At 43.7% G+C, this 12,703-nt stretch carries 11 protein-coding genes; all 11 read right to left on the bottom strand.

Annotated features, from left to right (window positions below; all coding sequences use genetic code 11):
* Positions 1 to 14 precede the first annotated feature (14 nt).
* Positions 15 to 467 carry a flagellar export protein FliJ gene (fliJ, locus tag ACTNEN_RS02260; RefSeq protein ID WP_441204442.1) on the bottom strand — a complete coding sequence of 151 codons (453 nt, stop codon included), beginning with the start codon at positions 465 to 467 and terminating at the stop codon, positions 15 to 17.
* Positions 468 to 1,778: a FliI/YscN family ATPase gene (locus ACTNEN_RS02255; protein ID WP_441204441.1), complete on the bottom strand. Its 1,311-nt coding sequence runs from the start codon at positions 1,776 to 1,778 to the stop codon at positions 468 to 470.
* Entirely contained in the window at positions 1,771 to 2,670 is a 900-nt protein-coding gene (locus ACTNEN_RS02250; protein WP_441204440.1) for a FliH/SctL family protein, read from the bottom strand. The genes ACTNEN_RS02255 and ACTNEN_RS02250 overlap by 8 nt, the downstream gene beginning before the upstream one ends.
* Positions 2,648 to 3,700: a flagellar motor switch protein FliG gene (fliG, locus tag ACTNEN_RS02245; RefSeq protein WP_441204439.1), complete on the bottom strand. Its 1,053-nt coding sequence runs from the start codon at positions 3,698 to 3,700 to the stop codon at positions 2,648 to 2,650. The genes ACTNEN_RS02250 and fliG overlap by 23 nt, the downstream gene beginning before the upstream one ends.
* Entirely contained in the window at positions 3,678 to 5,336 is a 1,659-nt protein-coding gene (fliF, locus tag ACTNEN_RS02240) for a flagellar basal-body MS-ring/collar protein FliF (RefSeq protein ID WP_441204438.1), read from the bottom strand. The genes fliG and fliF overlap by 23 nt, the downstream gene beginning before the upstream one ends.
* Positions 5,337 to 5,381: 45 nt before the next feature.
* Entirely contained in the window at positions 5,382 to 5,696 is a 315-nt protein-coding gene (gene fliE, locus ACTNEN_RS02235) for a flagellar hook-basal body complex protein FliE (RefSeq protein ID WP_441204437.1), read from the bottom strand.
* A gap of 453 nt (positions 5,697 to 6,149) precedes the next feature.
* Positions 6,150 to 7,835 carry a methyl-accepting chemotaxis protein gene (locus tag ACTNEN_RS02230; protein ID WP_441204436.1) on the bottom strand — a complete coding sequence of 562 codons (1,686 nt, stop codon included), beginning with the start codon at positions 7,833 to 7,835 and terminating at the stop codon, positions 6,150 to 6,152.
* A 173-nt stretch (positions 7,836 to 8,008) separates the two neighbouring features.
* On the bottom strand, positions 8,009 to 8,485 hold the full coding sequence (locus tag ACTNEN_RS02225) for a C40 family peptidase (protein WP_441204435.1): 477 nt from the start codon (positions 8,483 to 8,485) through the stop codon (positions 8,009 to 8,011).
* Positions 8,486 to 8,728: 243 nt separating this feature from the next.
* Positions 8,729 to 8,914, bottom strand: coding sequence for a hypothetical protein (locus tag ACTNEN_RS02220; protein ID WP_441204434.1), 186 nt, complete (start codon positions 8,912 to 8,914; stop codon positions 8,729 to 8,731).
* Between the two features lie 274 nt (positions 8,915 to 9,188).
* Positions 9,189 to 11,195: a hypothetical protein gene (locus ACTNEN_RS02215; RefSeq protein ID WP_441204433.1), complete on the bottom strand. Its 2,007-nt coding sequence runs from the start codon at positions 11,193 to 11,195 to the stop codon at positions 9,189 to 9,191.
* A 50-nt stretch (positions 11,196 to 11,245) separates the two neighbouring features.
* Positions 11,246 to 12,541, bottom strand: a complete 1,296-nt coding sequence (locus ACTNEN_RS02210) for an SLC13 family permease (RefSeq protein ID WP_441204432.1) — start codon at positions 12,539 to 12,541, stop codon at positions 11,246 to 11,248.
* Positions 12,542 to 12,703 lie beyond the last annotated feature (162 nt).

The raw sequence follows: 12,703 nt of genomic DNA, 5'->3' as shown, positions 1-12,703 counted from the left end.
TCATGCTCCTTTCCTCAGGACGCTGCTTCGGAAACGTGGGAACGATAGGATACAAATTCCTCTATGAATTTTTCCTGATCCTTCTTTTCCTGTAGATAATACTCTGCCTTATGTTTTTCTTTCAGCTTTTCAAATCCTGCAACATCCTTACTCAGAGAAATCACTTCCTGCTTCTTTTCTTCCGCTTTCTGCAGCAGCTGAAAAAGTATTTTTTCCTGGTACTCCGCCTCTTTTTCCAGTTGATCAATCATCCTGGAATACAAGAGAAAATGCTCAATTGACGCGCCACTATGCTTGACCTCGTCAAATTCCTTAAGCAGCGCATCCGCTTTTGCACGGATCGCAGCAATTTCCTGCTGCTTCCCTGCTACTCTTTGCATGCATTCCGCATATTCGTTTTTCTTTGTATCAAGGATCATTGTTTTATATTCAAGAACCGTTTCCAAACGGTATTTTAACTTCTTCATTTAAGGCTCTCCAACGATTTCCTTCATTCTGCCAACAGTCTCATCATAAGAAAAACTTTCACGCGTCCCCTGCATCAAAAACTCATTAATCCGGGGATACTTCTCTACCGCTTCATCAAGTGCTGCATTAGTACCGTGTTTATAAGCCCCAATCGAAATCAGATCCGCATTTTTCTGATAAAGGCCCAGCAAGTTCCGCATCCGGGATGCATAGCGACGATGTTCATCCGATACCAACTCCACCATCAATCTCGACACGCTTGCGCCAATGTTAATAGCCGGGTAATGATTTTCTGCCGCAAGCACTCTAGAAAGTACAATATGACCATCCAGGATTCCTCGTACCGTATCGGCAATCGGCTCATTTGTATCATCGCCTTCCACAAGAACGGTATAAATCCCAGTGATGGAACCCTTATTAAATTGCCCTGCCCGTTCCAACAGCCTCGGAAACTCTGCATAAATCGAAGGCGTATATCCTCTTGCTATCGGAGGCTCTCCGGTTGCAAGTCCAATCTCTCGCTGCGCCATGGCATATCTTGTAAGAGAATCCATCATAAGAAGTACATCAAGACCCTGATCCCGGAAATACTCTGCCACAGTGGTTGCAACGAGCGGACACTTGAGCCTCATCATCGCCGGCTGATCTGATGTAGCGACAATGAGAACCGACCGCTTCATGCCTTCCGGTCCCAAATCCTTTTCCGCAAACTCCAGTACCTCTCTGCCACGCTCTCCAACCAATGCAATCACATTGATATCCGCTGTGACATTTTTGGCGATCATACCCATCAATGTACTTTTACCTACACCGGATCCTGCAAAGATACCAATTCTCTGCCCTTTGCCTATAGTGTTAAGGCCATCGATTGCTTTGATCCCAAGTGTAAGCTTCTCACGGATCGGAGGGCGCTCCAGGGGATTGGTATATCCGCTGTTTACCGTGTATTTCTCGCATTTCTCCGGGAAAGCTTCACCACCGTCCATCGGCGCTCCCATCGCATTGATGATCCGTCCTTTTAAAAAATCGCCGACTGGAATCCGCAGGCGGTGTCGTGTATTCCGCACAAAACTCCCGGAGGTAATGCCTGCCGTGGACTCATATGTCATGAGCTTGATTTGATCACCATGGAAACCGACCACTTCTGCTGGGATATCATGTTGAAGTTCCTCATCATGAATAAGACAGATATCTCCGATACTCGCATGATATCCGGATGCTTCCATAGCCATACCAATGATATTTTCAATTCTCCCCATTCTGCCAATCGCATCTGTACGATCCAGCATGGATGAAATCTTCTCAAACATCCGTCTGCTCCTCCAGATCCTTTTTCAAATCATAGGGTATATTTTCCAGCGCTTCCCGGATGTTATTCATCTGCGTACTAACTCCGAGATCCATTCGTTCATCTGGTGTTTCAATCACACAATAGCCAGAGGGCTCTTTATCCTCCACAACAAATTTCACATTATCGGATGTCTTTACCAATGCATCCAAAATATCCTCATCAACCTCCATCAGCTTGTCATAATCATACTGATCAATATAGATACGAACCCACTCTGTCCGCTTCATATTTTCAACTTCCGTAAGTATCATTTTTTTAATTACGCTGCCGCTTGTAGCGAGACTTACATGAATGACTTTTTCCGCAACCCTGATCGCAACTTCCTTTAGCTCATCGAGATATCTGTGATAGCTTCGTTCCCGAATCTTCATCATATTATCAAGAGCATCCGCTACCTCTTGCTGCATGACAGTTGTTTTTTCTAAAAACTCAGCACGTGCTTTTTGCAGTGCGGTTTCCCGACCATCAGCGATTCCCTGCTGATATCCGGCATTATATCCTTCATCCGATGCATCTTTCCGGATCTTATCTGCCTCTGCTCTGGCTTGCTTCATCAGCTTTTCTGCTTGCTGCATGGCTTCCCGAAGCTTCTGTTCACCGATAATCCTTGCCTCCATTATGGAATCCATGTCTGCCTGTTCAGAAATACAGTCTGCAAATGCATCCGATACACAAATAGGCGTTCCCGTTTCTATATTTTTATTACCCTTGACCTTCGAAATATGTTCCGGGATAAATCTCCTGATCTCCAAAGTAGAGTCACCGGTCAGTGCCGGCATGATATACGGCGGGAACTCAGCCGCATCCACTGACTTTACAATTTTATTTTCATGCAACGATGGTGTCTTCATCTCCTCCACCCTTAGTTATGACGACTTCTCCCTGTTCCTCCAGTTTCCGAATCAGGTTCACTATTTTCTGCTGTGCTTCCTCAACATCCTTCAATCTCACATTGGTACGCATCTTCAGATCTTCCGTTACCGTTTCTGCCATACGCTTCGACATATTATTAAAGAAAATATTTTTCATTTCTTCGGATGCCGTCTTTAACGCAAATACAATGTCTTTGGAGTCACAATCACGGATAAATCTCTGTACAGAACGATCATCAAGCGTGAGGATATCTTCAAATACAAACATCTTATCCTTGATATCTCTTGAAAGATCTGGATTGGAAACATCCAGCTCATCAAAGATTCTCTTTTCAGAACTTCTGTCTATGTGATTCATGACATCTGCCACAAAGTCGATTCCTCCAAGACTCATGTTATCCTCACTCGTAATGAATGTAGAGAACTTACGCTTCATCTCAGACTCTACGATTTTGATCGCATCCGGAGATACACGGTCCATGTTTGCCATTGCTACAACAATCGGAATCCGCTTTTCTTCTGGCAGACTTTCCAGTACAAGCGCGGATTGGCTGGAATCCATATAGGAAAGCACCAGTGCGATAACCTGTGGACGTTCCGGTTGCAGCATACTGATAATTGCTTTCGGATCCCCCTTGCTGAAAAAGTTAAATGGTTTACTGGCAAGTGTCTTGGAAACTCTTGCAAGCAGATTTTTGGCAGCGGATTCTCCAAATGCTTTTTCAAGCACTGTCCTTGCATATTCGATTCCTCCGTCTGTCATCATTTTGTGCGTAAGGCATAGTCTGTAAAAATCAGACAGCGTATCCTCTACCTGTTGATTATTTGTCCGGCTGATCTGCGCGACCTCATAGGTGAGATCCTCAATATCAGGTTCACTCAGATACTTATAAAGAGCGGATGCCCGGTCTGATCCCAGTGAAACCACTACCAGCGCTGCCTTTTCCTTGGCCGAAAGCTCTTTTTCCGGCAGTTTTACTGAAATATTATTTTCTGCTGTTTCTGCCATTCTTCGTCTCCTCCTCGTGCAGCCAGCTCTGAAGAAGCTTTGCTGCCGCCTGCGGGTTCTGATCTACAAAATCTCCAATCTGCCGTTTAAGGCGCATACCGTGCCTCATGGAAGCATCCGTCTGTGTCTCCGCTTCGGAATCCTGCCCGCCAATATCCAGTTCTTCTTCCTCTTTAGCCTTTTTAGCCTTTGCTTCTCTCTCCGCGCGCAACTGCTCCTCTTTTTTCAGCTCCTCTTCCTCCAGTTTTTCCTGCTTTTTGCTCCGAATACGGAAAATCACGGCTGCAATAACAAAAAGAAGCAGTAACACAAACGAAATGATCATGATGATAAATGCTTTAATTGGAAATTTTGACAAATCAGCCCCTTGATTTTCAGACTGTGTATCTGTCGCCTCTACCTGCGAAGTGTTTTCGGAACGGACAATTGTAATCTTATTGGCTGCCGCATCCCGATCGATACCCGCCGCATCTGCTACAAGATTGATCAAAGTATCCTCCTGCACGCTTTGATCCGCAGTACTGATCACAATAGCAACAGAGGCATCTTTCAGCGCACCAGGTGAAATCTCTCTCTGCTCCTTCAGGACATTGTAAAGCCAGTCCCGACTTGCGCTGGAATTAGCATAATCTCCACTTTCTGTAGTTTCTCCCGTTTCCGTCGTATATCTCGGCGTATCCGCATTGGCATCCGTACCGACCACACCACCGGTACCTCCATCCTTGCTTCCCATCTTTTCCGAGTTCGTTTCCTCATGACTAATGAGTCCGGTCTTATCCTGGTCATTTATCTTTTCCGGCACATTATATTGCGTATTTTCCTGGACAATTTTTGTCATATCAAGCGTTCCTTTTACAGAAACCGCGATATTTTCCGCACCGTAAAGCTTACCGAGAACCTTCCGGATATTCGCCTCCACTTTTGACTCCGCTTCGGACTCAAGGGTTCCTGCTGCCTTAGAGGAATCTCCGCTCTGACCGCCGATTTCCTCCATTGTTGCAGCATCAAACACCGATACATTGGTGAAATTGATCCCCTTAACAGATCGGGATATCAGATTTTTTATGGCTTCGGCATTCTTTTCCGAAAGCGCTGACCCCGGGGTCATCGTCACAACTGCCGATGCAGATGCTTCAACATTATCGCCGGAATCCAGTGCAAATGTTGAATCCGAGCCGTTTGCAATCGTCACTTTGGCATCCTGAACCCCATCAAACAACCGTATCGTTGCCCCAAGACGATCTTGGAGATCGTAAAGCGTATATTGCTTTTTATCTGATTCCGTCGTCATGAGACCAGTATTACTGATGTACATGTTATAAGCAAAGCCGCTCTTGGGATACCCCTGACTCAGCAGCTCAACTCTTGTCTTCTCGACATCCGCATCCGGAACCGAAATGCTGCCATCCGATGCATCATAGGTATATTTCACCTGCTTTTCCTGCAGGAGCCCCACAACCTGCTTTGCTTCATCCTGACTAAGGCCGGTGAACAACGGACTATATGAAGTTTTATGACTTAGATTGAGAAAAATAATGATAGCAGCAGCAACTGCAAAAGTAATTGCAACAATCGAAATCAGAGCCTTTTTTTTCTTTTTTGGCAGATTTTGCCAAGCTTCCTTCGCGTTTTCCAAAATAATCTCCCCAGATCTTTTAATTATAAACAGCGAAGACTACAATCAAAGCTGCATCTTAATCAGTTCATTATAGGATTCCATGGCCTTATTTCTAAGCGAAATCAACAGATCCAGGCTTACGGCAGCCTTGGCTTCGGCAATGGGAAGAGAATGTGCATCCGTGAGCTGACCAGTTGCGAGTAAATACTGCTTGTTCTCCACGTCTTTCTGTGTTGCACGGACATTATTCACGGTATTTTGAAAGACATCCTGGAACATAGCCGCACCATCACCAGCACTGCTTTCACGTTTCTGATCAATGGAAATAGATTTAGAAAGTTGATTAAAGTTAATAGACTGAAGCTGATTCACTTCCATGATAAACTAACTCCTCCCGCATAAAAAGACAGGCGAAAAATAAACCGCGTTCATATCGCCCGGCAATTTGTTAGAAGCAAATCCATCCTTAGAAATGCATCCACCTATGAATTTTGTTTCAGGGAAAATCTGCGAACCGAAATCTATTATCGGCAGTCCGCATAAAGACGCTCAGAAACAAAAAGTAATTCTCTGATATCCTTCTCAGAGTATGATACGTACTTGTATCAAATGCGTAATACTATCAATATGAGGATACCCCCCAGACTCCGTAGAAATTCGGTGAACTGAGAGGAGATAATTGCTTTTTGACAGCAGATAATTTATCAAACAATTAACAATTTGACAAGTACTTTTAAGAATAAAATTATATTTAAAAAGGATATAATTTGCGATCATACCTGCAGGAGATTAAATATGTTGTACTCCTGCAGGTATTTAATATTTGTAGTATTAGTAGCTGATTTTTTCCACCATATCCTTGAGCAATGCAGCGTGATCATTCAGCTCCTGACTGGAGGCAGAGCTCTCCTCCGCAGTCGCACTGTTCTGCTGTACAACCTGAGAAATCTGCTCAAGTCCGGTTGTAATCTCGGAAATAGAGGAAGCTTCCTCCTGCATCTGCTCCGCGATCTCAGCAACCAACTCCTTGCTCTTTACAGAATTGTCCTTCACCTCATTGAGTGAAGCGGCCGTATTTACAACCATCTTGGATCCATTACGGATTGCGGTAATTGCCGCTTCAATAAGAGAAGAGGTTTCTGAAGCCGCGTCCGCAGACTTTCCAGCCAGATTTCTGACCTCATCTGCAACAACTGCAAATCCCTTACCAGCAGCTCCTGCTCTTGCTGCCTCTACTGCAGCGTTTAATGCCAGGATATTGGTCTGGAACGCAATGTCATCGATTGCCTTTATGATGTTTTCGATCTGATTGGATTTTTCTTCGATTTCCTGCATTGCAGCCTGAACTTTGATCATTTCTTCATTCTGCTCTGTAATGCGGTCTGCAACATTTGCGGAGAAATCCTCAACGTCTTTTGCTGATTTGGCGTTTGCCTTGATCTTATCATTGAGTGTTGTCACAGTCGCTGTAAGCTCTTCCAAAGTCGAAGCCTGCTCCGTCGCACCCTGGCTCAGAGCCATAGAACCATTGGCGATCTGCTCAGAACCACTGTGCACTCTCTCTGACACCTGATTCATATTAGAAAATACATTTTTGAGATTATTTCTGACTTTTTCAAAACCGTCCCGGATCGGAATGGTATCTCCCTGGAAATCTTCCGGATGCGGAAGCTCAGTTGCAAAGTTTTCATGGCTCATGTCAGTAAGGATAGAAGCCGTCTGATTAACCACACTGCTGAGATTTTGCATGACTACATGCATATCGTTAATCATGGTACCGATCTCATCATTAGAGGACTTCTCCTCAACCAGCTTGAAATTAAATTTTCCCTTGCTGAGCTCGTTCATAGCTTCACTCATGACACTGACTCCCTCGCTGATTGTTCTTGCGAGATGCAGGAAAATAATAATGGCAAAGATCATCACCACTGCAAAGATGCATCCGATCATAACCGAGCTCCGCGTTGTAAGTATCCTTGCTTCGCTGATCTTGGCATCAGCCTGCTGATCTGAGAGATCTCCTACTTTGCTGAGCGATGAAACAAAATCCTCAGATGTTCCATTATTAAATCCGTCCTTGTAATAAGCAAGTGCACTATTTGTATCCCCGGAGGACAGCATCTCCAGTATCTTATCACTGCTTGTTTCCAGTGCATCAAACTTGGTTCTGAGATCAGCAATCAATGCATCATCACCAAGTGTTGCGGAAATCGTATCGATGTTGCTCTTCATCTTGGCGAAACGCTCGTCAAAATCGGCCTTCTGGTCTGCCGCTGTGTTATTTTCCGGATCAATCATCGCCAGCAGCAATCGTTTATTAATGGTCTGAATGTCCTTCCGCATGTCCATCTGCGCCTTTGTGTTGGTGTACTGAACATTAGCGGATTCATTCATCATGTGGCTCATTCTTAAAAAGGCGGCGAACGAAAGTCCCATCATTGTGGAAATAAGTACCGCCATGACGACAAGAACAGTAATGAATTTGTTCCTGATTTTCATGTCCCTAAACTTCTTCATGTGCATACCTTCCTGCTGAAAATCTGTAAATCATTTCATGAATGCTTCAATCTGTCTGAAGCTCTTTACGTGAAATATTTACGAATCATGTTCTTTTATATTTATCGGAAGATACGTTTGAAATATTAGTATGAATTTAAGGATTAAAATAATTTGGCAATGTGCATAAAGATTTAGTTAATAATAAACCGACCATACGCATACGGTCTCCGGTAATCATAACGGGACACCTTGATCCCTGATTTTCTGTTTGCCGCATGCAGAATCATTTCATTACCCGCATATATTGCCACATGATCAACCGTCCCGTTTTGATCTGCATAGAAAACAAGATCCCCCGGCATAACCTCAGCGCCTTTAAGATACAGACTGTTTGCATACTGATCCCGTGATGTTCTGCCTGTTGTGATACCAAAGTGCCGGAAGATTTCCTGTACAAAGCCAGAACAGTCCGCTCCATTGGTAAGGGAGGTTCCTCCCCAGACATACGGATTGCCTACAAACTGCATAGCATAGCTGATCAGACACTGCCGAGCCCTTGTTGTAAGTTCATTTTCATTGGTAAACGCTTTTAATGCCTGGTAGTCCAGCGATGTATACTGCTGGATAGATGACGTATCAAGAGTCTCAGTTTCCTGCTCTTTAGTCAAAATGTCCTCCGGATCGCAGGCATATGCTGCTGTCAAGGAATAAGCATTCGCTGCCATTGCCGGACTGGCTGTCAAAAAAGAAATAGCTGATGCCGCCAGCAGCACCCGCCTTTTAAGATGTAAATGCCGATACTCCAATGTATACCTCTTTTGGGCATCCTTGCAAAATAGTCGGACCTCCCTGTCCGCCATGCACTTAAACATACCCGAAAATATAGAATCTGGCAACTGTTTTATTTAAGCTTACGCATCCTTATAAGACGCCTCGATCAGCGCTCCCAGGAACACCTGGTTTGTCATCGTGGAAAAACCTCCGACATTCAGGTTGAAGCCTTCTTTTATTGCAACGTTGTACACTTCCATTCCGTATGCCATTGCGTAAGACATAATCAGTCCAAATACAATTCCCTGCACCTTTGTTTTTGGCATTACTGTTCCCTCCTCATAAATTCCGCGCACATAAAAAGAGCAGCAAGGAGCTGTCTTCCAACGGAGTTTCGTCTTCCAACGTCCCTGCTGCTCTCGCAGACGGTCATACTTATTTGTCCGGATTTTCCGGCACGATATCAAAAAAATCAACGAATCGAATTATAAATCAAGTATTTGTGAAAATGCAAGACATAATTTGATTTCTATCGTATAAGGTACAGTTAAAATGCGCAATTATACAACATTGCATCGATACATTTCACTTAATACATCTTTATTTTATAAAGACAGGCATTCCAAATGCAGAATTCCAGGCAATGTCAGTTGCAAAAACGCGGGCCCACTTCATTCCCTTAGGGAAACTAAACTCGACGCTCTGTCGACCATAAGGTTTTGTATTATTCATAGGTACTCTCAATGACTGAACATTTTCACCGTCCGAATAAACACATTCCGCGTAAGCCATCGGAAATGTCCAACTGAATGTTGCCGACGCCTTTCCATCCTCTATGCTACTGCGTTCAAGTAAAACCTCACCTGTTGAGTAAAAATGTCTGCCTTCGCGAAGCGCATCGACCAGCTCGTCATAGTGATCTGATGATGGGATATGATCAAGTTGTACATACGTACAGTTTGTCATTGGATACAGTTCCCAATCCTCTTCGTTTTCATTCACCTTTGAATATGTGTCAAGTTCACTCATGACATAACGCGGCTGATCTGCCCAGTTATTAATATCATTCCATACTCGTTCGATACGTCCGGCAAACATATGATCCACAGAGTTGTCTGCCGGAAGCATGCGGGCGCCGAACCCCATCCAACGTTCATCTGTGAACCATGGCTCATTTTTACAATCATATGGCAATCCATCATTTGCCTTTGTATCCGGATGCGGCATCTGGATAAATGCATTCTCACGGCGGCACATTTCCACAACATCCATTGCACTCTTCAGATGATAATATGTGCGACCATCTGGTAATTTCTCAGCAAACTCCTGATCATCATCTCTCCAACGTGAGTAAAGCATTGGTTTTGAAGGCCAGATCATAAAATGATACGGAATCAACTGCTTTGACTTGTCCTTGCCCATAACGGCAATTTCCTCGCCGGTTACCAGAAGAAAATCCGGTGTACTTACATAATGAGACTCCAGCTGATAACGCTCCAAATCCGATTTTCGTCCCTCTTTATTATCGTCACACCTTCCTTCCGCCCAAAAATCGCATGGTGAAAAAATGTCAAATCCGTTTTCCTTCACAAGAAGTTCCCATGGACGTTGCTTCCGATAATCACGTATAAATGCAGCCTGGCTCGCAATATGCATATGAGATCCTAAGCGCTTATAGCCATCAAGCGGACGCAGATGATCATAATTAGTATATTGCATAGCCATAGCACGTGTTGTATAAACCGTACCACTGCTCACCACGAGGAAAAACGACATACGCTGCTTGGTCCCTGGTTTTGCGTTATATAATGGCCAGCGAACATTGAAATGCTCCTGTTCCTTATTATGCCGGACACCAATTGAAAATTTTCCATTCTTTTCAAGGGAATAGTAGTTATACCCTACATTGTTTTCCGTCTGCCCTCCCCATACAAAACGATGAGGCGTCGGCATTACAGCTACAGCACCATGAGGCTGCTGCAATGTTAAAACTCGCCCACGTGCATAAACACGCTCACGATCTCTATCCGGACCAGCATTGGTATGATAACCAGGGTTTTCCAAAACCTCTCTGCGCTTCGGCGTGACATAGTATATTTTGTCAGGTTGGAATCCACTAAGCCCACCATGATAGAGGTAACAAACTCCGTCATCCTGTGTAGAGGCTACTGCTTCAATTCGAATCAAGTTACAGCCTTCGTAAAAATGAAGTTCAAATCCACCTGAGAACTGTCCTAGTGTAAGACCATCAAAACTTACCACCTGCTCATTTCCGTTTTCGCAAGCATCCATATGTTTGGTATTCCAGCTATCCTTTGCCTCTTTAACCTCATCCTTGCGGCTCATAGGATCATCGGAATAGGTATCCCACTGGAAATCGAGACTTTCACCTGCAGCCAATCCCTTCTCTCGCTGAGGATTCTTTTTCGTACGTATGCCTGTAATCACCTTGAATTCCGGATATAGATTGGAGCACAGGTTGACCCACTCTCCATTTGTCTGATAACTTAAATCCTTAATACAAGGAGAGTTGTTTTCGATGCCGACTTCAGCTTTCCATAATAACTGGTCCTCACCATGCCAGAGAATTTCTTTTATATTCATCATAATTCTAGACCTTCCTTTTGATATCTGCACTTACAATGCATAATTTGCTTTTACTTAAAAGCCGGAAACATAAATGCTATCCAGGCAATCTGTGCAATTGATTTAACAAGTGCCGGAGGTAATCCCTGTTTAATCATGGCCTTAATATCATATCCACCACCCTCCATCAGCATTGGAATAACAGCTGTTGCCGTTGGCATGAACCAGGCCACTAACGATGCATTCTGAATGATCATAATCAAACCCTTTGCACTACAGCCTAACGTGTTGCAGGTCGCAATTGCTATTGGTATAAACAGATTGGCTGTTGCGCCGTTATTCATAAACTGTGTCAGGAATACGACAATAAGCCAAAACGCCGAATAAAGAACGATGGTATTCGGATGACCTCCAAGTGCACCTGCAACCAGATTACCAACATACGCACCTGTACCTGTCTGAAGCAATGCCTCACTCATTACAAAGGCGCCAATCAACAGCATCATAAGATTAATAGGCATTGCGGCAATGGATTCCTTTACATTATTTGCGCCTACAGCATACATTAAGATTGCACCAATAAATGTAACAAGCCACTGAGGAACTCCCATTTTGTTATAGAAAACAAGTCCAAGGCAGGTTGCACCAAAGATGAAATATGCCGCAATTTCCTGAAATTTTGTCAGCTCACGTTCTTTCTTTCGCTTTACTTCGAGGCTCTGAACACCAAGAGGAGAAACCTCCGGAGCAATCTTCACACCGATGGTCATGAAATAAATCAGCATTATGATACAAACAGGTATACGAGCGATAAAAGGATCTAAAATATTGAACGAATCACCATACAAATATCCACCATTTGCCAGAAACCCATTATACTTTGCATATGTAACGGCTGCACCACCTATAGGGAACCCTGTCTGATCGCACAGCATCATACAGCCCACCGGAAACATTATTTTCGACGGGCTTCGATTATACTTATGGCAAACCTCCATCATGATAGGGTATGCAATCGCAATACGACCGACTGCACCTGGAATAAAGAATCCCATAATAAACAGAACCACCATAAACATTGCACAGCATCGTTCAAAACTGCCGCCGGAAACTTTAAATAAAAGCGTCCCAATATTCTTTACGGCACGGGTCTTGCTAAAACCTGCTGCACATATCATCATTGATGCAATAATAATTACATTTGAATCTGCAAACTTTGCCAGTGCAGTGCCTGCATCTACACTTTTTGTGAGAACCAGCAATGCAACAATAAACATGGCGATTCCGCCAAAATCATATTTGGTTAATGCCAGTAAGCACAGCATTAAAACCCATATGCCGATTGTAATTGCGATAGACGTAGTCATTTGATTATTCTCGCTTTCTTTTACATGTTTTCCGCTTCATTTGTAAATCAAAGAAGATCGTTTGCATGTAACACTTCTGCATACGCATCGGCCGTTTGCTTCTGTAGAAGTCATTACACTTATAACCAATGATTTACTTTAACTACCATTGATTTTATGTCA

It is taken from the genome of Oribacterium sp. HCP28S3_H8, from assembly GCF_052064775.1.
Lineage (GTDB): Bacteria > Bacillota > Clostridia > Lachnospirales > Lachnospiraceae > Oribacterium.
Note: the sequence above shows the minus strand (reverse complement) of the source record. Positions and strands in the feature narration are given on the sequence as shown.

Coding starts and splice junctions, on each gene's coding strand:
- fliJ (WP_441204442.1), bottom strand. CDS start 467: ATGAAGAAGTTAAAATACCGTTTGGAAACGGTTCTTGAATATAAAACA.
- ACTNEN_RS02255 (WP_441204441.1), bottom strand. CDS start 1,778: ATGTTTGAGAAGATTTCATCCATGCTGGATCGTACAGATGCGATTGGC.
- ACTNEN_RS02250 (WP_441204440.1), bottom strand. CDS start 2,670: ATGAAGACACCATCGTTGCATGAAAATAAAATTGTAAAGTCAGTGGAT.
- fliG (WP_441204439.1), bottom strand. CDS start 3,700: ATGGCAGAAACAGCAGAAAATAATATTTCAGTAAAACTGCCGGAAAAA.
- fliE (WP_441204437.1), bottom strand. CDS start 5,696: ATGGAAGTGAATCAGCTTCAGTCTATTAACTTTAATCAACTTTCTAAA.
- ACTNEN_RS02230 (WP_441204436.1), bottom strand. CDS start 7,835: ATGAAGAAGTTTAGGGACATGAAAATCAGGAACAAATTCATTACTGTT.
- ACTNEN_RS02220 (WP_441204434.1), bottom strand. CDS start 8,914: ATGCCAAAAACAAAGGTGCAGGGAATTGTATTTGGACTGATTATGTCT.
- ACTNEN_RS02215 (WP_441204433.1), bottom strand. CDS start 11,195: ATGATGAATATAAAAGAAATTCTCTGGCATGGTGAGGACCAGTTATTA.
- ACTNEN_RS02210 (WP_441204432.1), bottom strand. CDS start 12,541: ATGACTACGTCTATCGCAATTACAATCGGCATATGGGTTTTAATGCTG.